Consider the following 23,979-nt stretch of genomic DNA (forward strand, 5'->3'; position numbering starts at 1 on the left):
TTGTATAATAAATGTTTATACAATAAATAATATATAAAAGAGGTGTAGCAAAATGATTAACAAGGTACCTAGCGATATTGAAATAGCACAAAGTGCAAAGATGAAGCCAATAACAGAAATAGCTGAAAAATATGGAATTTTAGATGATGAATTAGAGATGTATGGCAAATATAAGGCCAAAATTTCACAAAAAGTATTTAAGAGATTAGAAAATGAGAAGGATGGAAAATTAGTATTAGTAACTGCAATATCCCCAACTCCAGCAGGAGAAGGTAAGTCCACTACAACAATAGGATTAGGTCAGGCTTTAAATAAAATTGGCAAGAAAGCATTTATAGCATTAAGAGAACCATCCTTAGGACCAGTTTTTGGAGTTAAAGGAGGGGCGGCAGGTGGCGGTTATGCACAGGTTGTTCCTATGGAGGATATTAATTTACATTTTACAGGAGATATGCATGCAATAACTGCAGCTAATAACCTACTTTCAGCAGCTATTGATAATCATATTAATCATGGAAATACACTAAGAATTGATTCCAGACAAATAGTTTGGAAAAGAGTACTAGATATGAATGACAGAGCATTAAGAAATGTAGTAGTAGGTCTTGGTGGAAAGGCTTGTGGATTTACTAGAGAAGATGGTTTTATGATAACAGTTGCCTCTGAAGTTATGGCAATACTTTGTTTATCAAATGACCTAATGGATTTAAAAGAAAGATTAGGAAAAATTATATTAGCATATGATTTAGATGGAAAACCAGTTACAGCAAAAGATTTAAAAGTAAATGGCGCAATGGCTATGCTTTTAAAAGAAGCTATAAAACCAAATTTAGTTCAAACTCTTGAAAATACACCAGCTCTTATACATGGTGGACCTTTCGCTAACATAGCTCATGGATGTAACTCAATAATAGCTACTAAGCTTGGATTAAAGCTAGGAGATATATTAGTTACAGAAGCTGGTTTTGGTGCTGACTTAGGAGCTGAAAAATTCTTAGACATAAAATGCAGATATGGTGGACTTAAACCAGATGCAGTTGTTGTAGTTGCTACAATAAGAGCGTTAAAAATGCATGGAGGAGTTAAAAAGACTGAATTAGGAACAGAGAACTTAGAAGCTTTAGATAAAGGTTTTGCAAACTTAGCTAAGCAAGTTGAAAACATGAGAAAATTCGGTTTACCTGTATTAGTTGGAATTAATAGATTTGTAAATGATACAGAAGCTGAAATAGAATTATTAACGAACAAGTGTAAAGCAGAAGGAATAGAAGTTTCATTAAATGAATGTTGGGCAAAAGGTGGAGACGGGGGAACAGAAATGGCTGAAAAGCTTGTTAAAATATTAGAAACAGAAGAATCACACTATAAGCCAATATACGATGTAGAAGCTTCAATACCTGAAAAACTAAATACTATCGTTAAAGAAATATATGGTGGAGATGGAGTAGTAATAGAAGGAGCTGCCATGAAGCAGATTGCTAAGCTTGAAGAATTAGGATTAGATAAACTTCCAATTTGTATGGCTAAAACTCAATTTTCATTCTCAGATGATCCAGGTTTAGTAGGTGCTCCAAAAGGATTTAAAATTACAATAAAAGATATTAGAGTTTCAGCAGGAGCAGGATTCATAGTATGCCAGACAAGTAACATAATGGTAATGCCAGGACTTCCAAAGGTTCCAGCAGCAGAAAAAATGGATATAGATGAAAATGGAGTAATTTCAGGATTATTCTAGTGATAATTTAGAGTTAATAAAGTAGAACTGTTATTAGTTAAAAGTGAAGAACTTAACTCTTCACTTTTGACTTTTAATTTTCCATTGAAAAAGGGAGGAAATTTAAATGCTTAAGAAATTGACTGTTAAAGATTTTATATATGAAACGGCATCAGATTCACCTGCACCAGGTGGTGGAAGTATCGCAGCTTTAAGTGCAGCTTCAGCGGCGGCTCTTATTGAAATGGTAGCTAATTTAACTATTGGTAAAAAAGGTTATGAAGATGTGCAAGGTGATATGGAAGAAGTAAAGAAAGTTACAGCTTCATATAAAGAAAAGTTTATCAACTATATAGATGAAGATTCAGAGTCCTTTAATAAAATAATGGCTGCATTTAAAATGCCAAAGGATACGGATGATCAAAAGGCAGAAAGAACAAAGGTAGTTCAGGCAGCTTTTAAGGGAGCAGCTACTGTTCCATTAAATGTAGCAAAGGATGCTTTTGATTTATTACCATGGGCAGAAAAAGTTGTTTTAAAAGGAAATCAAAATGCAGTTACAGATGGTGCTGTAGCCGCTATGTCAGCAAGAACAGCTGTACTTTCAGCTCTATATAACGTAAAGATAAATTTAGGATCAATAAAAGATGAAGATTTCGTGAAGGACGTTACAAAAGAAGTAGAAGAATTAGAATCTAAGGTTAATGATATAGAAAAGAGTATTTTATCAAAAGTTAATCTATAATTAACGTATATCTCCACATACTATTGACAGTTTTTTAAATTAGTTTATAATAAAGATTATTATAATTAAATAAGTATAAGCGTTGAAAAAGAGGAGTAAAGGTTAATAGTTCTAAGAGAGGAAGGTCCACCGGCTGTAAGACTTTCTGTACCAATTGCCTTGAAGGTAGCTTTTGAGCTTCTTTGCTGAAATGATAGTAGGCAAGGACGATTTTCTTAGTCGTTAAGTTTTTAAGAGCCTGTTTTTACAGGAAAAAAGGTGGTACCGCGCACTGGCGTCCTTTTATAGGACACAGTGCTTTTTTTATTTGAAAAATAATATGAGGGGAGATATATATATGAATGAAAATTTAAATATTGCAAAAACCTATGACCCAAAAGAGTTTGAAGAAAGAATCTATAAAACTTGGGAAGAAGGAAAATATTTCACGCCAGAGGTGGATAAAAATAAAAAACCTTTTACAATAGTTATGCCGCCTCCAAATATAACTGGACGATTACATTTAGGTCACGCTCTTGACAATAGCTTACAGGATTATTTAATAAGAGTTAAAAGAATGCAAGGCTATAGCGCATTATGGCTGCCAGGAGAAGACCATGCAAGTATAGCAACAGAAGTAAAGGTAGAAAATGAACTTTTAAAAGAAGGCTTAAAGAAAAAAGAAATGGGAAGAGAAGCTTTCTTAGATAAGGTTTGGGAGTGGAGCGATAAATATAGAGACACCATAAGAACTCAATTGAAAAAAATGGGGGTTTCTGCGGACTTTACAAGAGAAGCTTTTACTATGGATGAAAACTTAAATAAAGCTGTAAAAACTGTATTTGTTAAGTTACATGAGAAAGGGTTAGTTTATAGAGGTAATAGAATAGTTAACTGGTGCCCAAAATGTATGACAGCAATCTCAGATGCTGAAATCGAATATGAAGAAAGAGATGGTCATTTTTGGCATATTAATTATCCTGTTATAGGAACGAATGAAGTTTTAGAGATAGCTACTACAAGACCAGAAACTATGTTAGGAGATACAGCAGTAGCTGTTAATCCAGAAGATGAAAGATACAAACATTTAATAGGAAAAAAATTATTGCTTCCTCTAGTTAATAGAGAAATTCCAATTATTGCAGACGATTATGTTGATGTGGAATTTGGAACAGGAGCAGTTAAAATAACTCCAGCTCACGATCCTAATGATTATCAAGTTGGAAAGAGACATAACCTTCCTGAATTAATCATCATGAATGAGAATGGAACGATAAATGAACATGGCGGAAAATATGCTGGTATGGATAGATATGAAGCTAGAAAAGCTATCGTAGAAGATTTAAAGGAAGGTGGCTTCCTAGTAAAGATTAAAGATCATAACCATAATGTAGGATGTCACGATAGGTGCCAAAGCATTATTGAGCCTATGATATCAAAACAGTGGTATGTAAAAATGGAAGAGCTTGCAAAGCCAGCTATAGAAGTTGTAAGAAATAAAGAAGTTAAATTTGTTCCTGAAAGGTTTGATAAAATATACTTCAACTGGATGGAGAATATTCAGGATTGGTGTATTTCAAGACAGTTATGGTGGGGCCATAGAATACCTGTATGGTACTGCCAGGATTGTGGAGAAATGATAGTTTCCATAGAAGATGTAACTACATGTACAAAGTGTGGTAGCCATAAATTAGAGCAGGACAATGACGTATTAGATACTTGGTTTAGTTCAGCTCTATGGCCGTTCTCAACTTTGGGCTGGCCTGATAAAACTGAGGATTTAGAGTATTTCTACCCAACAGATGTTTTAGTTACAGGATACGATATAATATTCTTCTGGGTAGCAAGAATGATATTCTCAGGACTTAATAGCATGGAAGAGATTCCATTTAAAACTGTACTGATCCATGGTATAGTAAGAGATTCACAGGGCAAGAAAATGGCTAAGTCTCTTGGAAATGGAGTTGACCCACTAGACATTATCGACAAATATGGAGCAGATGCATTAAGATTTATGTTAATCACTGGTAATGCTGCGGGAAATGATATAAGATTCTACGAAGAAAAAGTTGAAGGTGCAAGAAATTTTGCTAATAAGATATGGAATGCATCAAGATTTGTAATGATGTATCTAGATAAGGAGCTTATGGAAAAATATAAGGACTGCAAAGATTATTCTATAGCTGATAAGTGGATACTATCAAGAGCGAATACTTTAGTTAAGGAAGTTACAGATAACATTGAGAAATATGAAATAGGATTAGCTTCCCAAAAGGTTTACGACTTTATGTGGAACGAATTCTGTGACTGGTATATAGAACTTGTAAAACCTGCTCTATATGGAGAGGATGAAAAGGCTAAGGGAGTAGTTTTAAATGTGTTATTTGACGTTCTTGTAACAGGATTAAAACTGCTACATCCAGTAATGCCTTATATAACTGAAGAAATATTTACTCATCTACAAGAAGAAGAAAAGACAATTACAGTATCTAAGTGGCCAGAATATAAAGAAGAATTAAGAGATGAATTAGTTGAAAAGCATATGAACTTAATAATCGAAGCTATAAAGGCTATTAGAAATGTTAGAGCAGAAATGAATGTTCCACCTTCAAGAAAAGCTAAGGTTATGATATATGCATTAGAAGGTAGAGAAGCCTTTGAAAATGGAAGAGTATATTTTGAAAAGCTAGCTTCTGCAAGTGAAGTAACATTCTTAAGTTCAAAGACTGAAGCTCCAGAAAATGCAGTAACGGCAGTAACAAAAGGTGCTGAAATGTATATACCATTACTTGACTTAATAGATGTAGAAAAAGAGTTAGAAAGATTGAGTAAAGAAAAAGAAAAGCTAGAAAAGGAAATAGAGAGAGTTGAAAAGAAACTTTCAAATGAAGGCTTTGTAAAAAAAGCACCTGAAGCTGTTATTGAGGAAGAAAGAGCTAAAGGTGAAAAGTATAAAGAAATGCTTAATGCGGTATTAGAAAGAATAAATAGTCTAAATTAAAATTTAGTATAGAGTGAATAAATAAGAGTGAAGAGTAGAGGTAAGAATTCTACAAAGCAGAATTTTCATATTATATAATATTAAATATATGATGTTAGAAATTTCAGCTTTGCTAAAATTTCATCCAATACTCTTCGTTTTTTATTTGTAATTCTTTACTTGAAGAAGAGGGGATATTATGAATTATGAACAAGCAATAGAATATATTGAAAGTACATGTAAATTTGGTAATAACTCCGGTACTAAAAGAGTTGAAAAAATACTAGAGCTATTAGGTAATCCTCATAAAGAGCTAGAATGCATACACATTGCTGGAACTAACGGAAAAGGCTCTACTACAGCCATGATATCCAAAATACTTATAGAAGCTGGATATAAGGTAGGGATGTATACTTCACCTTACTTAGAAGAATTTGAAGAAAGAATACAAATTAATGGTGAAAATATTCCTAAAGATAAATTAGCTTCGGTTATGACTAGGGTTGCTGAGGCAGTAGATAAAATTATTAAAGTTGGATATGGAAATCCAACAGAATTTGAAATTATAACTTGTGCCATGTTTTTATACTATTTTGAAGAAAAAATTGATTATGGGGTTATAGAGGTAGGTCTCGGAGGAAGGATGGATTCAACTAATGTAATTACTCCTTTAGTTTCCGTAATTACTTCCATAAGCTTTGATCACATGGGAGTATTAGGAGATACCATAGAAAAAATTGCTTATGAAAAAGCAGGTATAATCAAAGAAGGGGTACCATTGGTTTTATATCCTCAGCAAAAAGAGTCAGAAGAAGTAATAAAAAATATATGCAAAGAAAAAAACAGTCCATTAATATATGTAAGAGAGAATTCAGCAAAAAATACGGAAGAGAATTTATATAATGTAAATTATCAAAAATGCATAATTAACACTTTGAGTAAGGAATATAATATCGAACTATCTTTATTAGGAATTCATCAACTATTAAACTGTTCTGCAGTTCTAAATGTAATAGAACAGTTACAAAGCTTAGGGGTTAATATTGAAGAAGAGCATATTTTAAGAGGATTAAAAAATGTAAAATGGCCAGGTAGAATGGAAATAGTCAAAGAAAACCCTATAGTTCTTATAGATGGAGCTCATAATATTGACGGCATAGATAAACTAAGCAAAAACGTTAAAAAGTATTTTAAATACAATAAGCTTATATTAATAATAGGCATACTTTCAGATAAACAAGTAGAAGAAATGATTAAAACTATTGTACCTTTAGCACATAGAGTAATAGCTATCACTCCTCATAGCTATAGGGCAGAAAATGCAGATAAATTATCAGAAATAATAAGAAGATATAATAATAACTATGAAAAAATTGAAGACTACGGTACAGCCTATACTAAAGCATTATCTTATTGTGGAGAAGAAGATATGATTCTAATATGTGGGTCATTGTATATGATAGGAGATATGAGAAAAATTATTAGAGCAAGAAACTAAATTATCTTCGTAGAAATCCATACTTGAAAAAACAATATATGATTTTAATTTTTAAAATATTTTTGTAAAACTTAAGGGAGATGAGGTATATAGTGGTAGGAACGCCTTCTTGTGAAGTGACGTCACTATGTATCTCAGCTCCCCTTTTGGATACAGAATCTATTATCTAAAAATCTACCATTTATTGATCTATTAAATATATTTGTGAACTACAAAGGAGCTAAGTATGTATTGAAAAAGCCACTTTTTATTGGAGCGACTTCAATACTTACTTAGCTCTCTATTTTCATAACAAGTTATCTATTATTCAAAGCTTCTTCTAGTGCTCTTGATAACTGATCAGGACATGATGTTCCTCTAGGTCCACAAGTTAATCCTTTTAATTTTTTAATAGCTTCCTCTACGTCCATTCCCTCAAGCAAGGTTGATATTCCTTTAAGATTACCATTGCATCCACCTATGAATTCAACACTTACTATTTTGTTGTTTTTAATATCAAAGTTTATTTTCTTAGCACAAACTCCAGATGTTTGATAAGTATACATTTCTACTCCTCCTTAAAACTATATGAATAAAATTATATAATAATAGTTTACTATTATACAATAGTTATAATATATTTATCTCAAATATTGCACTACCTACATATTATATCTGTGAGGAGGGGAATGTAATGAGTTGTTTGTATATTTGTAACACATCATCGGATTGTATTTCTAAAGTAAATTTAGAAAATTTCAAAGAAGAAAGTAAAATAACACTTACACCAATTAATTTTGGTAAAATAGGTCCTCATGGAATATGTAAGTATAATGAAAGGTTACTTACTGCTAATAGTTATGGTAATAGCCTTTCTATATTAAATATAAAAGAAAACAGAGAAGAAAATAGCTTTTTTATAGGTGCTCATTGTAATGATATAGTAGTTTACAAGGATTACGCTTTTATAATATGTGGTGAATTAAACAATGTTATTGTATTTGATTTGATAAAAAATAAAGTAGTAGAGGAGATACCTTGTGGAAATTTACCGCACAGTATAGCCTTAAATAAGGAAAAGAAATTATTGATGATAAGCAATATGGAGAATGATTCTATAACTTTAATTGATTGTGAAAATAGAGAAAATGTAAAAAATATTAAAGTTGGCTGCTACCCTACTAAAGCTTTATTTAGCAATGATGGTCAGCATATTATAGTTTGTGAAAGTAATTTAGGATCGGATTTTAAAGGAAGCATTTCTATATTGTCATCAAAAAACTATAAATTATTATATAGAATTACCGCAGGTAACTCACCGGTAGATATGTTTTTAGAAGGAAATAATTGCTATGTATCAAATTTTGGAGATGGAACTGTTAGTATAATTGATATTTATTACTATGAAGAGATAAAAAAGATTAATTTAGGTGGAATGCCTAGAGGTATAGTAAAAGTAGAAGATTATATATATGTAGGAGATAATTACAATAACTTGCTTATTAAAACAAACATTGAAAGCGAAATAAAAAAAAGCATACCAATAGGTGGAGAGCCTACAGGTATGATATTGGTTTAATTATTTGTTAGTAAGTTTATAATTGTTTTATATAGTTCAGAAGAATTGTTTTTCCACTTATTGCAAATATCCCTTGCTTCATTGTTAGAAGGAACAGAAAGTTTTACATCTATTAAAACTGTATCATTTTCTAAAGCCTTTAAATTAACAATATATTTATCGTCATCTTCTATTGTATAGTCAGAAAGTATAGTTACTTCTTTTTTAATATTAGTGATTTCTTTATCTAAATAAGCATGAACAATATCTAATTTATTTTTAGAAATCCTATTACCAAACAGAAAAAGCACTTTTTTACCTTTTTCAGTAATTTGCAATCTCTGTTTACTTTCATTTTTTGTATAGTTTAGAAAGTTTGAAGAGATTAATTCAGATAAATACTGCTGCAAGGTAAAATAATTTATAAAGTTATTTTCTAAAACAATCTGAGTTACTTGATTATTTGTTATAGGAAGTTTTATCTTATCAAATATATACAATAGAAGAAGTTTATTCTCAGCTAACTCTAAAGTACCCTCAAACATTATTTTTCCTCCCTAATAATTTAATCATTTTAATTATAACATAAATTTATGAAAAAAAATAAAGCACTATGATAAATGCCTCTTTATTTTTAGAAATTTATTTAACTTTAGTAATATTTTACAAAGGTAAAAGCATATAAAGTTTTAGAAAAGATAAATATGGAGGTATATTTGTTGGATAGAAAAGTAATAAAAAAAATGATTATTGCTATTTGTATGCTAATGATTAGTATGGCAGTATCCGTATTTTTTAAAAGTAAAGGGGTATTTCTAAATCAGGAAAGAAAATTACCTATTTATTCGGTAGGCACAGAAGAAAAAAAAGTATCTATAACTTTTGATGTAAATTGGGGGGAAAATAATACAACTGAAATTCTGGATATATTAGATAAATACAATGTAAAAGCAACCTTTTTTTTAATAGGAAATTGGATAGACGATTTCCCAGAAGAAGTAAAAGAAATTCATAAACGTGGTCATGAAATAGGAAATCATTCTAATTCTCATCCAGACATGAGTAAAATTTCAAAAGAGAAAATAATTAATGAATTAAGTGTAACCGATACTAAAACAATTAAGACAATAGGAGAAAGTACAAAATTGTTTAGATTTCCTAGTGGAGCATACAATAATTTATCTGTTGAAACGGTAAATGCATTAGGATATCATTGCATACAATGGGATGTAGATAGTATAGACTGGAGAGCTGAAGGGGAAGAAAAAGAATATAATAGGGTTATGAAAAATATAAAACCTGGTTCAATATTATTATTTCATACTGATGGAAAATATACTCCTAAAACACTGCCTAGAATAATTGAAGATTTGAAAGCTAAAGGATATGAATTTGTGAAAGTAGGAGATCTCATATATAAGAATAACTATTATATAGATCATCAAGGAAGACAAATAAAACAATAGTTGAAGGGTATACTTATCTATACTATAATGGAAATATAAGTAAAAGCATAATTGCACAAAAGATAAGTTATAAAGGACGGTGATCTTATGTATGAAATCAACATTGAGTATAAAAAATTAACTCCTGAGTAAAATATTTATGATAGATAAATAGGAGTTGATATTATGAAGAAAGTTTTTGTTATTGACAATAACTTTGAATTTATAAACTATATAAAAAGAGAATTTAGTATTTTAAATTTAGATTTAGAGATAGATTGTAAAGAATTAAATAAAAAGGAAGCATATGATTATATAGTTATAAATAATATGAATGAATTAGATATATGTATGGACAATTGTATTGGGGATTATTATCTATTAAATATGGATATGAAATTTGATAATATTCTATTTGAAGGTAATTTAATTACTTATGGATTAGGAAATAAAAATACTATAACTATATCTAGTATTGCTGATGATAAGAGTGGCTTTGTATATTGTATTCAAAGATATATCACAGAATATGTTATACCGCAAGAAATACCAATAAATAGAAAATTCAAGGATAATTATGAATTATATGCCTTTATGATATCTATTACTATAGCTTTAATAGAAGGAATATCAGAAAATGCAATTAAAACTAATTTAGAATAGGGCAAATTTATAAATATTAAGTATATTTTGGGATTTTTTTGAATATTAATATGTTGTAAAAGTATTTAAGATACTAAGGGAAAGAGGGGTTAAAATGGAGAATGTATTACAAAATAATAAAATCTATTTAGAAGGGGTAGTGAGTTCAGGACTTGAATTTAGCCATGAAATGTATGGAGAGGGCTTTTATACTTTCTATATTGAAGTTCAAAGGTTAAGTGATGCTAAAGACGAGCTACTTGTAACAGTATCCGAAAGATTAATCGGTAATATGGATTTAAAAGTCGGAGCTGAAGTTGTAATAGAAGGACAACTTAGGTCATATAATAAGTTTGTTGAAGGGTCTAATAGATTAATATTAACAGTATTTGCAAGAAATATAGAATATTGCATTGAAAGAACGAAAAATCCAAATCAAATATTGCTTAATGGATTTATATGCAAGCCGCCGGTTTATAGGACAACTCCCTTTGGAAGGGAAATTGCGGATTTGCTTTTAGCTGTAAATAGAGCATACAATAAATCAGATTATATCCCAACCATAGCTTGGGGAAGAAATGCAAGGTTCTGTGAGGAATTAAATGTAGGAGACAATGTTAGGATATGGGGAAGATTACAAAGTAGAGAATATCAAAAGAAAATATCTGAAGATGAAGTTATAAAGAAAATAGCATATGAAGTATCTATATCTAAAATGGAGAAAATATCTGATGATAAGAAAGATTTAGTAAAAGATATTGAAGAAGTTGAAGAAGATATATGTGATATGGAAAATGTGGAAGATGCGAGAGATGTAGAAGATATAGATGATATAGATGAAATAGATGAAATAGATGAGGTAGAGTTAGCGGAAAGCTTACAAATTTAATAATTAATAATAAAAAGCTATTCTAGTAAGGAATAGCTTTTTACTTTCTTAAATCATCTAGTATTTTAGTTTTACTTTCAGTTTTCTTATCAACATGCTTTATTACTTTAGCAGGAGCACCGGCAACAACAACCCTTGGAGGCACGTCTCCAACTACTACGGATCCAGCAGCTATAACAGCACCCTCTCCGATACGAACTCCTTCTAGTATTACAGCATTTGCACCAACCATAACATTATCTTCTATGGTACATGGATCTTTGCTTGGAGGTTCTAAGACTCCCGCTACAACGGCACCAGCTCCAAGATGAACTCTTTTACCTAATTTTCCTCTAGCTCCAACCACTGCATTCATATCAACCATGGTATAGTCACCTATTTCAGCACCTATATTAATAACTGCACCCATCATAATGACCGCATGCTTCCCAATTTTAACCTTATCTCTAATTATAGCTCCTGGTTCAATTCTAGCATCTACATTAATTATATCCATTAAAGGAACAGCTGAGTTTTTTCTATCACATTCCAATCTAAAATTTTTGATATTATCTCTATATTTATCTATAAATTTTAGAATGTCTTCCTTTTGTCCAAAAAGTATAAAAAAATTATTTTCGCCGTATGCCTCGATATTATCTAGTTCTAAACCGTTCAAGTTTCCATTTATATAGGCCTTTACTGGCGTTGATTTTTTTACATCCTTTATATATTCTGCTAATTTATAAGGGTCATTAAAGTCATATTTCATAAAACCCCTCCTTTGATAATTAATTGATATAATACTTGAAATAGAGTTATAATTTTAGTATTAATCAAGTAATAATTATATTAATATAATAATACCATAATAGAGAGGTGTTTATGTATATGAATGATAATTTTATATCAGATTATATAAAAAATATAGAGATATCTGGAATTAGAAAATTTTTTAACGAAGTATCTAATTATCCAAATGCAATTTCTCTCACGCTGGGTCAACCAGACTTTTTTGTTCCACAAGCTATAAAGAAAGCTTTAATTGATGCTATTAAAGATAATAAAACGGGCTATACCTCTAACGCTGGAATAGTTGAGCTAAGAAAAGAAATAAGTAATTATTTGAAAAGATTTCATATAGACTACTTGCCAGAAGAAATATGTATAACTGCAGGGGGAAGTGAAGGATTATTTGATACTTTTATAGCCTTGTTAAATCCAGGTGAAAAGGTATTGATTCCTAAAATAGCTTATCCAGCTTATGAAAGCCTAACAAAATTAGTTGGCGGAGAGCCTATATTCTATGAATTAGATAATAATTTTAATCCAAATATTGAAGATGTTGAGAAAAAGATAATCCGGGAAGCCCCTAAAATTTTAATATTATCATTTCCATCCAATCCAACAGGGACTACACTGAGTATGAAAGATAGACAAGACCTTTATAATATAATAAAAAATAATAATATACTTGTAATAAGTGATGAAATATATAGTTCGTTATGTTTTGAAGAAGAATATTATTCTATCTGTCAATATGAAGAAATATTAGATAAGATTATATTGATAAATGGATTTTCAAAAATGTTTTCTATGACAGGGCTTAGAGTTGGATATATTTGTTGTAATGAAAAGTATATGAAACATATTATTAAAGTTCATCAATATAATACTAGTTGTGCTCCGTCTATAGTACAATGGGCCTTAGTAGAAGGACTTAAAAACTCTTTAGATGAAGTGGAATATATGAGGAATGAATTTATAAAGAGAAGGGATTATGTTTATAATAGATTGGTTCAATTAGGTTTTGAAGTAAATTTACCTAAGGGAGCGTTTTATATTTTCCCATCTATAAAAAAGTTTAATATGAGTAGTGAAGAGTTTGCCTATAGATTATTAAAAGAAGGAAATGTAGCTGTAGTTCCAGGATCAGCATTTGGGGAAGGTGGAGAAGGATATATAAGGATATCCTATGCCTATAGCATGGAAGCCTTAGAAGAGGCATTAGATAGGATTAGTAAATGGATTAAAAGCCTTAAAAGTCCAGGATTAGGTTGAGAATTGAAAATTGAGAGTAAAAGAAAGGATTCTGCAAATCAGAATCCTAAAATTTTATCCTTAACTCTCAACTTTCAATTATTATAAGTTAAGCATATCATCCATATTATATAAACCTGGAGTTTTGTCTTTCATAAACTCACAAGCTTTAAGGGCACCCGCAGCGAAGACTTCTCTTGATAGAGCAGAATGTTTAATTTCAATGTTTTCTCCAATGCCTGCAAAAATTACATCATGTTCACCGACTATAGTTCCCCCTCTTACTGCGTGAATGCCAATTTCTTTTTCTTCACGCTTGCAGTTGCCTACTCTTCCATAAGAAAATTCTCTTTCACCATCAATTGAATCTTTTATGGTGTTAGCTAATAGAAGAGCAGTACCGCTAGGAGCATCTACTTTTTGATTATGATGTTTTTCTATTATTTCAATGTCAAAGTCTTTATATAATTTATTGCTTATATTTCTTAATATGGAGTTAACTACATTTACTCCAATTGACATATTAGCAGATCTAAAAATAGGAATAGCTTTTGACTCTTCAGATATTTTACTAAGTTGGTCTTCGCTATAGCCAGTTGTACAAAGTACTAATGGAGTAGAATTTTTATTGCAATAACCTAAGAGATCATCTAGAGCTTCAGGTCTTGAAAAATCAAGAACCACATCTGCTGCTACATTCACCTCATTTATATTTGAGAATATAGGATAAAGGTTGTTGTTATTTAAACTTTTATCCACACCAGCCACGATATCTATATTAGGAAAAGAAAGAGCTGTTTGAGTAATTGCTTTTCCCATTTTTCCGTTACAGCCACATAATATAACTTTTACCATTGTAAACCTCCATCTATTTTACTAATTTATGATTTTTTAATTCGTCTTTTAATATATTTAGATTATTTTCTTCCATATTGCATAATGGAAGCCTTAAGTCTCCTACATTCATTCCCATAAGATTCATTGCTGTTTTAACTGGTATAGGATTAGTTTCTATAAATAAAGAATTAGCTAATGATAAGGTGTCTAACTGTATTTTTAATGCTTCATTAACATTGCCATCTAAATATAATTTACACATTTGGTGAACTGCTTTTGGAATTACATTAGCCAATACAGATATAACTCCAATTCCTCCTAATGAAAGTATTGGGATAATCTGATCATCATTACCGGAATATATATCTATCCTATCCTTTAAAAGAGATTTCATTTGGGCAATTTGGCTGATATCTCCACTAGCCTCTTTTATGGCAAGCACATTAGGACATTCATCGCAAATTTTTACTAATGTTTTAGGAAGTATATTCATTCCAGTTCTAGCAGGTACATTATATATAATAATAGGTGTATTTACTTTACTATCAATATATTTAAAATGCTCTACTAATCCCTTTTGGGTGGTTTTATTATAATAAGGAGTTATAACTAGTAAACCATCTACACCTATATTTTCTGCCCATTTACTAAATTCTGCAGATTTGATTGTATCATTTGATCCGGTTCCAGCTATAACAGGGATTCTTTTATTCACTTTATCCACTGTAAATTTTATAGTTTCTTTTCTTTCCGCTTCTGACATAGTAGAGGCTTCACCGGTAGTTCCACATACTATTATGGCATCAGTTTCATTTTCTATATGCCACTCTAATAATTCTGCTAGTTTGTCAAAATCCACTCCATTTTCATTAAAAGGAGTTATAATAGCTACACCTGATCCAACAAAAATACTCATAAAAAAACCTCTCTTCTTTTAAATTAATTAATTTTATATAATTTTATTCATTTATAATACATTCTGCAATTTCAATTGCATTTAATGAAGCGCTTCTTCGAATATTGTCATTTACAATCTATAAACTTCATCCATAATCAATATTAAAAGCTTACCTAATTATTTCCACATATACTTCATCATGGATTGAAATTTGTTTCGTCATAGAATAAAGTAAATTTTGCATATCCATTTTTAAAAATGAAATCTATATGAGGAATTAAGTTTCAATATATAATATGGAGATTTTAGTGGTGCATATTCTAAGTTTATACCTTACATCTATGAAAAAGTGCAGAATGCATTTTAAACTTTGTATGCTATCTTCGTTCTAATTCTTCAGTGATTATGTTTTTCCTTTAAAAGATAATCATTTTTATAGATATTTAGTAGAAGTAAACAAATATAGAGTATCTACATGAAAGCTTCCTTATTATATTATATAATCTACTTATATAAAATTATATAGCATTTATAAAAAAATAGGTAAGCAGTTCTATGTATAATAAAGAATAAATTATGTATACTTATTCAATTTAACACAATAAATATTTCGCGATTTTTAATCTATGAAATATGGCATTTAATATTCTGAATAGTTTGTCAAAGATATTGAAATTAAAGTGTGAAAATTTAGAGTCCCTGTAATTGACAAGGATAATAAACTGTGCTAATATGATAAAAACCAAATACAGATGTCCTTTATTTTAGTGAATTTATAATAAAAAATTAGCTGGAATTAAGAATATTTTTTTTATTTTGTAGTATTATTTTATTAATACATATTTATATTAGTTTATAAATATTAATAAATATTTTAATTATAGAATTTAAAGGGGGAATTCAAGTGAAAAGCAAAAAAACAATTGCTCTTTTAATGACTGCAACTATGCTTTTATCCACTGCTTTAGCTGGCTGTGGCGGCGGTGGGGACAAGAAGCCTGCTGGAGAAGCAAAAGAGCAAGCAATAACTTTAATTGTGTCTCCAAGTAAGACACTAGACTCATCAAAAGCTACAGACCAGATGTCTGGGAATGCTATTAATGCATTTACAGAAGGGCTTACTAGATACAACAATGACAAACCAGAGGCAGCTATGGCAGAAAGCTGGACAACTTCACCAGATGGATTAAAATGGACATTTAAATTAAGAGACGCTGAATGGTCTGATGGAAAAAAGGTTACTGCTAATGATTTTGAATACGCATGGAAGAGATTATTAGATCCAGCTACAAAATCACAATATGCTACATTCCTATATGTATTAAAGAATGGTAGAGCTTATTATGATGGAAAAGCTAAAGCAGAAGATATTGGGGTAAAAGCTGTGGATGAAAAGACTTTAGAAGTTGAATTAGAAAATCCAACTCCATACTTCTTAGAATTAACTGCTTTCTCATCATTATATCCATTAAGAGAGGATATAGTAAAAGCTCAGGGAGATAAATATGGTACAGATATTAGTAAAATGGTATCCAATGGACCATTTACTCTTGAAAACTTTGAAAGAGGATCTAAGATACAACTTAAGAAAAATGATAAATATTGGGATAAAGACACAGTTAAATTAGATAAGGTTACATTCCAGGTTGCTGAAGAAATGAATACAAGATACCAAATGTTTGCTAATAAACAGATAGATGGAACAGCTATCACAGGAGAACACGTTCAAAAGATGAAAGATGAAGCAGCAGCAGGAAAGTGGAAGGCTATTGAAGGAGTTGAACCATCATCATTCTATATGGCTTACAATATTGGAAACGGAGAAGTAAATAAATTATTGACAAATGCAAATATAAGATTGGCTTTATCTGTAGCTCTAGATAGAGAAGCCTTTGTAAATAACGTTTATAAGAGAGGCGTTGTTTCATATGGACTTATTCCTATTGAATTGAGATCAGGAGATAAGGAATTTAGGTCAATGGTTCCAGAACCAGTGAAAACTTTAAATAAAGATCCTAAAGAATTATTTATTCAAGGATTAAAAGAATTGAATATGGATCCAGATCCATCAAAGCACACTATAAGATATTTACCACAAGGAAGTTCTGCTTCTGATAGAGCTTTTGCTGAATTCTTCCAAGCTCAATGGAAAGAAAAAATTGGCGTTAATATAACAATTGATTCTGCAGCAGATTTTGGAGACTATGTAACAAAGAAAGAAGCAGGACAATTTGAAATAGCAATGGCTGGATGGGGTGCAGACTATAATGACCCAATGAGCTTTATAGAACTATTTGCAAGTGACAATGGAAATAACAATGGAAAGTTCAAGAACGCTGAATATGATGAAATAGTAAGAAAACTTGAAAAAGAAGGAGACCAAGCTAAGAGAACAGAATTATATAAGAGAGCAGAAGAAATAATTCTTGTAGAAGAAGCTGGTATAGCTCCACTATTCTATAAAGATAGAAGACATTTTATTCAAAACTATGTTGAAGGAATACAATATCCATCATTTGGTGGACTATATGAATTAAAATGGACTTCAGTTGAAGGCAAATAAAAATATTATTTAAAGGTAGCTACAACAGGAATTCCCTGTTGTAGCCTTTATATAATTTATGCTAAAATGTAAAAAACAGATATTTATTTTATATCTTTTTTAATTTGCGAATATTTTTAATTACGAAAATAATTATTGCTGATTATTCGGAAATTAGCAATAATTAATATATATGGTTTATTAACTCAACTTAAGGAGGGAAAAAATGTTCAAATATATATGTAAAAGAATAGGATATATGGCATTAACTTTATGGATAGTTGTTACAGCCACATTCTTTTTAATGAATTCAATGCCTGGTGACCCTGTAGCTGTTCAATATAATAAACTCCCACCAGAAATTAGACAAGTTATAAGAGAACAATATGGATTGGACAAGCCTGTATCTCAAAGGTATGTCTCTTATCTTAAAAATTTATCTCAAGGAAATATGGGGGATTCTTTTATAACTCCAGGAATTTCAGCAAATCAATACATTAAGGAAAGATTCCCTAATTCGTTAAGAATAGGTTTGCAGGCTGTATTCTGTGGGTTAACAATCGGTATTATTTTAGGAATTATAGCTGCTTTTAAAAGAAATACTTTTGTGGATTATACAGTTATCTTTATTGCCATATTAGGGGTTTCCATACCTAGCTTTGTTATGGCGGCTTTGCTTCAAAAATATATTGGCGGAAAGGGAGGACTTCCAATAGCCGGCTGGTATAGTCCAGGAGATTCATTCTTCTCTACTGTAAAATTTACTATATTGCCTACTTTAGCATTGAGTTTTTCAAGTGTAGCTACCTATGCTAGATATATGAAAACCTCTGTTTTAGATGTAATCAGTCAAGATTATATTATAACTGCCCAAGCTAAAGGTGTGTCTAAAGTTGCTATAGCTTGGAAGCATATAATTAGAAATGCCATTTTACCAATAATTACCATACTCGGACCACAGATAGCCGCTGTTATAACAGGTTCCTTCGTTATAGAAAGGATATTTGCAATACCAGGGTTAGGTAATGCTATGATAGATTTCATCGCCAATAAGGATTATAACATGATAATGGGATTGACAATTTTCTTCTCATTTTTATATATTGTAGCTTTATTAATAGTGGATATTCTATATACATTAATAGACCCAAGAATTAGATTATCAGGTTCTAAAAAATAGGAGGTATATTATGGCTGAATTAAGTAAAGAAAAGTTTCAGATAATTGGTTGTGTTGATGGAGACGCAGAAGCCATAGTTAGACCTAACTTAACATATTGGCAAGATGCATGGAGAAGATTAAAACAAAATAAAATTGCTATTTTTTCTCTAATTTTATTATCAGTGATAAGTATTATGTGTATAATTGGACCATATTTAGGTAAGTTAATAAGTGGTGTGGATTACACAATACAAAACCATGTTGCTGAAGCTATAAATGCAAAACCAGGAACTTTAAATATAAATGAAAAAGGAGAACAAATAGGAACGTATATATTTGGAACAGACCACCTAGGAAGAGATATGTTTGGTAGACTATGGAAGGGTGGAAGGGCATCTATAATTATAGGATTAGTTGGTACTTTAATTGAGGTGCTGGTAGGAGCCCTATATGGAGGTATCAGTGGATACTTTGGAGGATTAGTAGATGACATAATGATGAGAATCGTTGAAATACTAAATAGTATACCATATATGATAGTGGTAATACTTATGGCAGTTCTCTTTGAAAAACAGGGTATACTTACAATACTCTTAGCCCTTTGTATAACTGGTTGGACGGGAATGGCTCGATTGATAAGAGGACAGGTTATGCAGCTTAAGGAATCAGAGTATGTTTTAGCTGCACAAGCTCTAGGAGCAGGTTCAAAGAGAGTAATATATAAACATTTAATACCTAATACAATTGGAATAATAATAGTATATATGACCTTTGATATACCATCTTTTATATTTGCTGAAGCATTTTTAAGCTTTATAGGCTTAGGTATACAGCCACCAAAGACAAGCTGGGGAGCTATGGCTTCTTTTGGACAACAAGTTATGGACTTCTATCCACATGAATTGTTGTTCCCTGCTGTAGCAATAAGTTTAACTATGTTATCATTTAACTTGCTAGGTGATGGATTAAGAGACGCATTAGATCCAAAGCTTAGACAGTAGAAAGGAGGATACTTATTTATGGCAAAGTTACTTGAAGTTAAAGACTTAACAGTTTCATTCCACACATATGCAGGTGAAGTTCAATCAGTAAGAGGAGTATCCTTCGACCTAGAAGAAGGAGAGACTTTAGCTATTGTTGGAGAATCTGGTTGTGGAAAAACCGTAACATCAAAATCTATTATGAGATTGATAGCTACGCCTCCAGGAGAGATAAAAGAAGGTTCACAGATTCTCTTTGAGGGAAAAGATATATTAAAAATGAATGATAAGGAATTAAGAGAAATAAGGGGAGAATCCATCAGTATGATATTCCAAGACCCTATGACTTCTCTTAACCCTACAATGAAAATTGGTAATCAGATTGCGGAGAGTTTAATAATTCATAGAGGAATGAATAAAAAAGAAGCCTTAGAAGAAGCAGTTAAGATGCTTAAATTAGTTAATATACCTAACGCTGAAAAGAGAGTAAATCAATACCCACATGAATTTTCAGGTGGTATGAGACAAAGAGCCATGATTGCTATTGCCTTAGCTTGTAACCCAAAGATATTAATTGCAGACGAACCTACTACAGCACTAGATGTTACTATACAGGCTCAGATTATGGACCTCATAAGAGAACTTCAAAACAAGCTAGGAACGGCTGTAATGTTAATTACTCATGATTTAGGGGTAGTGGCTAATGTTGCTTCTAAGATCCAAGTTATGTATGCTGGCAAAGTTATTGAGAAAGGAACAACGGATGAATTGTTTTTTAATGCAAAACATCCATACACATGGGCATTGCTTAAGTCAGTTCCAAGATTAGACACTGGACATAAAGATGAGCTGTACTCAATTAAGGGAACACCTCCAGATCTTTTAAAACCACCAGTAGGATGCCCTTTTGCATCAAGATGTGATTATTGTATGCAAATTTGTAAAGAAGAAATGCCAGAACTTACAAAACTAAGTGAAACCCACAGCGTACATTGTTGGCTTCAGCATCCTTTAGCACCAAAGGTTGAAGCCCCAATCATAGGGGAGGTGCAAAAGTAGTGGAAAATAATGTTTTAGTAGAAGTAAAAAATCTTAAGAAATATTTTAAAGTAGGGAAAGATGCTACATTAAAAGCTGTAGATAATGTAAGTTTTAATATAAAAAAAGGGGAAACCTTAGGATTGGTAGGGGAGTCCGGATGTGGTAAGACAACTTGTGGAAGAACAGTATTAGGTCTTTATGGGGCTACAGATGGAGAAGTTCTTTTTGAAGGCATTGACATTCATAAATTAAAGGGTGCAAAAAAAAGAGAATTTACAAAAAATGCTCAGATCATATTTCAGGATCCATATGCTTCATTGAATCCAAGAATGACTGTTGGAGAAATTATAGCTGAAGGAATAGATATTCATGGGCTTTATACAGGTGAAAAAAGACAGGAAAGAATTTATCACCTTTTAAACTTAGTTGGACTTAATAAGGAACATGCATCAAGATTCCCACATGAGTTCTCAGGTGGTCAAAGACAAAGAATTGGTATAGCAAGAGCACTAGCTGTTGAACCTAAGTTCATAGTTTGTGATGAACCTATATCAGCTCTGGATGTTTCTATTCAAGCACAGGTTGTAAATTTACTGATAAAACTACAAAGAGAATTAGGACTAACTTATTTATTTATAGCTCATGATTTATCCATGGTAAAGCATATTTCTGATAGAGTTGGAGTTATGTACTTAGGTACAATGGTTGAATTAGCATCAAGTAAGGCATTATATGAAAAACCATTACATCCATATACACAAGCTTTATTATCAGCTATACCTATTCCAGATCCAGATGTGGAGAAGAATAGACAGAGAATAATGCTTGAAGGAGAGGTGCCAAGTCCAATAAATCCTAAACCGGGATGCAGATTTGCAGCTAGATGTAAGTATGCAAAACAAGTATGTTCTGAAGTTTCACCGGAATTAAAAGAAGTGGAAAAAGATCACTTTGTAGCTTGTCATTTATTTAATGAATAATGTATATTTTAGAGTGGGGAATATCCTCACTCTTTTTATATGATGAATAAATAATAACATTCCTGTAAAAAATACTCCTTAAGGAGGGATTTTTATGGGAAAGACACCGCTCAAAAAAGTAATTAAAGAAAAGTTGAAGGCTAATAAAGAACTGACTGAAATGGAGAAGTTAAGAGAAAAAATAAAGTATGAGATAGCAGAAGAATTGGGACTAAGGGAGAAGGTAGACGAATTGGGGTGGAGCTCCTTAACCTCTGAAGAGACAGGAAGAATTGGTGGATTGATGACAAAAAGAAAAAAACAATTGAATATACCTAAAAATGTTGACTTAATGAAGGATAATATATAATAATTAATTTGTATTATAATTTATAAAGGAGAAACATTTATGACCTGTTACAATAATTTTGCTGATATATATGATAAACTTATAAAAGAAGATGTTGATTATTTAAAATGGTCAAAAATTATTTTAAAGTATTGCAGTGAATACAAAATAGAATTGAAAGATTATTTGGATTTAGCTTGTGGTACAGGTAATATGACTGAATTAATAGGAAATCATTTTTCACATGTCTGGGGGGTGGATTTATCCCCAGACATGTTATCAGAATGCGAGATGAAATTAAGAGATAAAAACATACATGGGAATTTAATATGCCAAGATATTACTGCCCTTGATTTGCAACATAAGAAATTTGATTTAATAACCTGTTGTTTAGATTCTGTTAATTATATTTTGGAATATGACCATCTTATTAAATTTTTCGATAATGTGTATCAACATTTAAGAGAGGGTGGATTATTTATATTTGATATAAATTCATATTATAAATTGTCCAATATACTGGGAAATAACACCTATACTTATGATGAAGAGGAAATTTTCTATGTTTGGGAAAATACTTTTGAAGAGGAAATAGTGGACATGTATTTAACCTTTTTTTTAAAAAAGGGAGATATGTATGATAGATTTGATGAAATACATAGGGAGAGAGCTTATAAAAAAGAGGAGATAGAGGAAACTATAAAAAATAGTGGTTTTAAAATACTTCATGTATTAGATAATTATGAAAAGGAAACTATAAAAAATACGACAGAGAGAATTACTTATATACTAACTAAGTGATTTAATGGAGGTAGGAAAGATGAGTGACAAACTAGTAAGAGCTATTGCTAAAGATGGAGAAATAAGAATTGTAGGTGCAATAACTACTGAAATGGTAAATAAAGCGGCAAAAATACATAATTGTTCTGCTACAGGAGCAGCAGCATTAGGAAGAATGATAACTGCAGGTTCCCTTATGGGCGCCATGTTGAAATCTGAAAAAGATACTTTAACCATTCAAATGAATGGTGGAGGAGAAGCTAAGGGAATTGTTGTAACTGCTTATCCAGATTCCCATGTTAAAGGATATATGGGTAATCCACAAGTAGATTTGCCAGCAAATGAAAAGGGAAAATTAGATGTTGGTGGAGCCATAGGTAAAGATGGTACCCTTACCATAATAAAAGATATTGGATTAAAGGAGCCTTATGTAGGGCAAGTTCCAATATATTCAGGAGAAATAGGAGAGGATTTAGCCTATTATTTCAGCGTATCTGAACAAACTCCTTCAGCTGTAGGATTAGGTGTATTAGTAAATAATGATTTGACTATTAAGGCTTCTGGAGGTTTTATAATACAGATGATGCCAGGAGCAAGTGAACTAACTGCTGATTTTGTAACTTATAGACTAGAAGAAATATCTTCTATAACAGACTTTATTGCTAAAGGTATGACTATTGAAGAAATATTAGAATTTATATTTGAAGACATGGATCTTAAAATATTAGATAATACAACACCAGAGTATAGATGTGATTGCTCAAGGGAAAGAGTAGAGAAGGTGCTTTTAAGCATAGGAGAGAAAGATTTAAAAGAACTATATAATGACAAGAAAACAGAAGAACTAAAATGCCATTTTTGTAATACCGCCTATAAATTTACTCATGAAGAATTAGGTGAAATATTAAGTAGTTTAGAATCTAACAAATAAATCACTATGTAAAGATAACTTGAAATATGTAAAAAAAAGAAATATAATTTAAT

General features: G+C 31.0%; 22 protein-coding genes and 1 other annotated feature. Of the genes, 17 read left to right on the forward strand and 5 right to left on the reverse strand.

The window, feature by feature from the left end:
• Positions 1 to 52 precede the first annotated feature (52 nt).
• The 4 genes from KQI86_RS14055 to KQI86_RS14070 all read left to right on the forward strand — a co-directional run bounded on the left by KQI86_RS14055 (position 53) and on the right by KQI86_RS14070 (position 6,916).
• Positions 53 to 1,735 carry a formate--tetrahydrofolate ligase gene (locus tag KQI86_RS14055; RefSeq protein WP_216439987.1) on the forward strand — a complete coding sequence of 561 codons (1,683 nt, stop codon included), beginning with the start codon at positions 53 to 55 and terminating at the stop codon, positions 1,733 to 1,735.
• A 106-nt stretch (positions 1,736 to 1,841) separates the two neighbouring features.
• Positions 1,842 to 2,459 carry a cyclodeaminase/cyclohydrolase family protein gene (locus tag KQI86_RS14060; RefSeq protein WP_216439988.1) on the forward strand — a complete coding sequence of 206 codons (618 nt, stop codon included), beginning with the start codon at positions 1,842 to 1,844 and terminating at the stop codon, positions 2,457 to 2,459.
• 73 nt (positions 2,460 to 2,532) lie between these two features.
• Positions 2,533 to 2,744 (forward strand) — a binding site (T-box leader).
• A gap of 52 nt (positions 2,745 to 2,796) precedes the next feature.
• On the forward strand, positions 2,797 to 5,439 hold the full coding sequence (locus tag KQI86_RS14065) for a valine--tRNA ligase (RefSeq protein WP_216439989.1): 2,643 nt from the start codon (positions 2,797 to 2,799) through the stop codon (positions 5,437 to 5,439).
• Between the two features lie 178 nt (positions 5,440 to 5,617).
• The gene (locus tag KQI86_RS14070) at positions 5,618 to 6,916 is read left to right on the forward strand and encodes a bifunctional folylpolyglutamate synthase/dihydrofolate synthase (RefSeq protein WP_216439990.1); all 1,299 of its coding nucleotides are present in this window, start codon (positions 5,618 to 5,620) and stop codon (positions 6,914 to 6,916) included.
• Positions 6,917 to 7,212: 296 nt separating this feature from the next.
• On the opposite strand, the gene KQI86_RS14075 is transcribed toward KQI86_RS14070, so the two are convergent.
• Entirely contained in the window at positions 7,213 to 7,461 is a 249-nt protein-coding gene (locus KQI86_RS14075; protein WP_216439991.1) for a TIGR03905 family TSCPD domain-containing protein, read from the reverse strand.
• A 128-nt stretch (positions 7,462 to 7,589) separates the two neighbouring features.
• On the opposite strand from KQI86_RS14075, the gene KQI86_RS14080 reads away from it, so the two are divergent.
• Positions 7,590 to 8,474, forward strand: coding sequence for a YncE family protein (locus tag KQI86_RS14080; protein ID WP_216439992.1), 885 nt, complete (start codon positions 7,590 to 7,592; stop codon positions 8,472 to 8,474).
• Here KQI86_RS14080 and KQI86_RS14085 read toward each other — a convergent pair.
• A complete protein-coding gene (locus tag KQI86_RS14085; RefSeq protein WP_216439993.1) occupies positions 8,471 to 8,998 on the reverse strand; it encodes a DUF4364 family protein in 528 nt (175 codons plus the stop codon). The genes KQI86_RS14080 and KQI86_RS14085 overlap by 4 nt on opposite strands.
• Before the next feature lie 174 nt (positions 8,999 to 9,172).
• On the opposite strand from KQI86_RS14085, the gene pdaB reads away from it, so the two are divergent.
• The 3 genes from pdaB (at position 9,173) to KQI86_RS14100 (ending at position 11,429) form a co-directional block, all read left to right on the forward strand.
• Positions 9,173 to 9,919 carry a polysaccharide deacetylase family sporulation protein PdaB gene (gene pdaB / locus KQI86_RS14090; protein WP_425514380.1) on the forward strand — a complete coding sequence of 249 codons (747 nt, stop codon included), beginning with the start codon at positions 9,173 to 9,175 and terminating at the stop codon, positions 9,917 to 9,919.
• Between the two features lie 165 nt (positions 9,920 to 10,084).
• The gene (locus tag KQI86_RS14095) at positions 10,085 to 10,561 is read left to right on the forward strand and encodes a hypothetical protein (RefSeq protein WP_216439995.1); all 477 of its coding nucleotides are present in this window, start codon (positions 10,085 to 10,087) and stop codon (positions 10,559 to 10,561) included.
• Between the two features lie 94 nt (positions 10,562 to 10,655).
• Positions 10,656 to 11,429 carry a single-stranded DNA-binding protein gene (locus tag KQI86_RS14100; protein WP_216439996.1) on the forward strand — a complete coding sequence of 258 codons (774 nt, stop codon included), beginning with the start codon at positions 10,656 to 10,658 and terminating at the stop codon, positions 11,427 to 11,429.
• 40 nt (positions 11,430 to 11,469) lie between these two features.
• Here KQI86_RS14100 and dapD read toward each other — a convergent pair whose 3' ends face one another.
• The gene (gene dapD, locus KQI86_RS14105) at positions 11,470 to 12,180 is read right to left on the reverse strand and encodes a 2,3,4,5-tetrahydropyridine-2,6-dicarboxylate N-acetyltransferase (RefSeq protein WP_216439997.1); all 711 of its coding nucleotides are present in this window, start codon (positions 12,178 to 12,180) and stop codon (positions 11,470 to 11,472) included.
• A gap of 119 nt (positions 12,181 to 12,299) precedes the next feature.
• Here dapD and KQI86_RS14110 point away from each other — a divergent pair, with 119 nt between their 5' ends.
• Positions 12,300 to 13,469 carry a pyridoxal phosphate-dependent aminotransferase gene (locus KQI86_RS14110; protein WP_216439998.1) on the forward strand — a complete coding sequence of 390 codons (1,170 nt, stop codon included), beginning with the start codon at positions 12,300 to 12,302 and terminating at the stop codon, positions 13,467 to 13,469.
• Positions 13,470 to 13,550: 81 nt separating this feature from the next.
• Here the strand turns inward: KQI86_RS14110 and dapB are convergent, their stop codons facing one another.
• Both dapB and dapA read right to left on the reverse strand, forming a co-directional pair.
• Positions 13,551 to 14,303 (reverse strand): 4-hydroxy-tetrahydrodipicolinate reductase, encoded by a 753-nt coding sequence (gene dapB / locus KQI86_RS14115; RefSeq protein ID WP_216439999.1) that lies wholly within the window; start codon positions 14,301 to 14,303, stop codon positions 13,551 to 13,553.
• A 13-nt stretch (positions 14,304 to 14,316) separates the two neighbouring features.
• Entirely contained in the window at positions 14,317 to 15,201 is an 885-nt protein-coding gene (gene dapA, locus KQI86_RS14120; protein ID WP_216440000.1) for a 4-hydroxy-tetrahydrodipicolinate synthase, read from the reverse strand.
• 886 nt (positions 15,202 to 16,087) lie between these two features.
• Here dapA and KQI86_RS14125 point away from each other — a divergent pair.
• The 8 genes from KQI86_RS14125 (at position 16,088) to hslO (ending at position 23,926) form a co-directional block, all read left to right on the forward strand.
• A complete protein-coding gene (locus KQI86_RS14125; protein WP_343216174.1) occupies positions 16,088 to 17,746 on the forward strand; it encodes a peptide ABC transporter substrate-binding protein in 1,659 nt (552 codons plus the stop codon).
• Positions 17,747 to 17,951: 205 nt separating this feature from the next.
• Positions 17,952 to 18,905: an ABC transporter permease gene (locus tag KQI86_RS14130; RefSeq protein WP_216440001.1), complete on the forward strand. Its 954-nt coding sequence runs from the start codon at positions 17,952 to 17,954 to the stop codon at positions 18,903 to 18,905.
• A 10-nt stretch (positions 18,906 to 18,915) separates the two neighbouring features.
• Positions 18,916 to 19,887, forward strand: a complete 972-nt coding sequence (locus KQI86_RS14135) for an ABC transporter permease (RefSeq protein ID WP_216440002.1) — start codon at positions 18,916 to 18,918, stop codon at positions 19,885 to 19,887.
• Positions 19,888 to 19,905: 18 nt separating this feature from the next.
• Positions 19,906 to 20,925, forward strand: coding sequence for an ABC transporter ATP-binding protein (locus KQI86_RS14140; protein WP_216440003.1), 1,020 nt, complete (start codon positions 19,906 to 19,908; stop codon positions 20,923 to 20,925).
• The gene (locus KQI86_RS14145) at positions 20,925 to 21,887 is read left to right on the forward strand and encodes an ABC transporter ATP-binding protein (RefSeq protein ID WP_216440004.1); all 963 of its coding nucleotides are present in this window, start codon (positions 20,925 to 20,927) and stop codon (positions 21,885 to 21,887) included. Before KQI86_RS14140 ends, KQI86_RS14145 begins: the two co-directional genes overlap by 1 nt.
• 94 nt (positions 21,888 to 21,981) lie before the next feature.
• On the forward strand, positions 21,982 to 22,236 hold the full coding sequence (locus tag KQI86_RS14150) for an alpha/beta-type small acid-soluble spore protein (RefSeq protein ID WP_216440005.1): 255 nt from the start codon (positions 21,982 to 21,984) through the stop codon (positions 22,234 to 22,236).
• A gap of 39 nt (positions 22,237 to 22,275) precedes the next feature.
• Positions 22,276 to 23,016 (forward strand): class I SAM-dependent DNA methyltransferase, encoded by a 741-nt coding sequence (locus tag KQI86_RS14155; RefSeq protein ID WP_216440006.1) that lies wholly within the window; start codon positions 22,276 to 22,278, stop codon positions 23,014 to 23,016.
• A 19-nt stretch (positions 23,017 to 23,035) separates the two neighbouring features.
• Entirely contained in the window at positions 23,036 to 23,926 is an 891-nt protein-coding gene (gene hslO, locus KQI86_RS14160; protein WP_216440007.1) for an Hsp33 family molecular chaperone HslO, read from the forward strand.
• The last annotated feature ends 53 nt before the right edge of the window (positions 23,927 to 23,979 follow it).

The sequence above is a fragment of the Clostridium mobile genome, assembly GCF_018918285.1.
GTDB classification, from domain to species: Bacteria; Bacillota; Clostridia; order Clostridiales; family Clostridiaceae; genus Clostridium_AW; species Clostridium_AW mobile.

Excerpts from the sequence above, each read along its gene's own strand:
- KQI86_RS14055 (WP_216439987.1), top strand. The coding sequence starts at position 53 with ATGATTAACAAGGTACCTAGCGATATTGAAATAGCACAAAGTGCAAAG.
- KQI86_RS14060 (WP_216439988.1), top strand. The coding sequence starts at position 1,842 with ATGCTTAAGAAATTGACTGTTAAAGATTTTATATATGAAACGGCATCA.
- KQI86_RS14065 (WP_216439989.1), top strand. The coding sequence starts at position 2,797 with ATGAATGAAAATTTAAATATTGCAAAAACCTATGACCCAAAAGAGTTT.
- KQI86_RS14070 (WP_216439990.1), top strand. The coding sequence starts at position 5,618 with ATGAATTATGAACAAGCAATAGAATATATTGAAAGTACATGTAAATTT.
- KQI86_RS14075 (WP_216439991.1), bottom strand. The coding sequence starts at position 7,461 with ATGTATACTTATCAAACATCTGGAGTTTGTGCTAAGAAAATAAACTTT.
- KQI86_RS14080 (WP_216439992.1), top strand. The coding sequence starts at position 7,590 with ATGAGTTGTTTGTATATTTGTAACACATCATCGGATTGTATTTCTAAA.
- KQI86_RS14085 (WP_216439993.1), bottom strand. The coding sequence starts at position 8,998 with ATGTTTGAGGGTACTTTAGAGTTAGCTGAGAATAAACTTCTTCTATTG.
- KQI86_RS14095 (WP_216439995.1), top strand. The coding sequence starts at position 10,085 with ATGAAGAAAGTTTTTGTTATTGACAATAACTTTGAATTTATAAACTAT.
- KQI86_RS14100 (WP_216439996.1), top strand. The coding sequence starts at position 10,656 with ATGGAGAATGTATTACAAAATAATAAAATCTATTTAGAAGGGGTAGTG.
- dapD (WP_216439997.1), bottom strand. The coding sequence starts at position 12,180 with ATGAAATATGACTTTAATGACCCTTATAAATTAGCAGAATATATAAAG.
- KQI86_RS14110 (WP_216439998.1), top strand. The coding sequence starts at position 12,300 with ATGAATGATAATTTTATATCAGATTATATAAAAAATATAGAGATATCT.
- dapB (WP_216439999.1), bottom strand. The coding sequence starts at position 14,303 with ATGGTAAAAGTTATATTATGTGGCTGTAACGGAAAAATGGGAAAAGCA.
- dapA (WP_216440000.1), bottom strand. The coding sequence starts at position 15,201 with ATGAGTATTTTTGTTGGATCAGGTGTAGCTATTATAACTCCTTTTAAT.
- KQI86_RS14130 (WP_216440001.1), top strand. The coding sequence starts at position 17,952 with ATGTTCAAATATATATGTAAAAGAATAGGATATATGGCATTAACTTTA.
- KQI86_RS14135 (WP_216440002.1), top strand. The coding sequence starts at position 18,916 with ATGGCTGAATTAAGTAAAGAAAAGTTTCAGATAATTGGTTGTGTTGAT.
- KQI86_RS14140 (WP_216440003.1), top strand. The coding sequence starts at position 19,906 with ATGGCAAAGTTACTTGAAGTTAAAGACTTAACAGTTTCATTCCACACA.
- KQI86_RS14150 (WP_216440005.1), top strand. The coding sequence starts at position 21,982 with ATGGGAAAGACACCGCTCAAAAAAGTAATTAAAGAAAAGTTGAAGGCT.
- KQI86_RS14155 (WP_216440006.1), top strand. The coding sequence starts at position 22,276 with ATGACCTGTTACAATAATTTTGCTGATATATATGATAAACTTATAAAA.
- hslO (WP_216440007.1), top strand. The coding sequence starts at position 23,036 with ATGAGTGACAAACTAGTAAGAGCTATTGCTAAAGATGGAGAAATAAGA.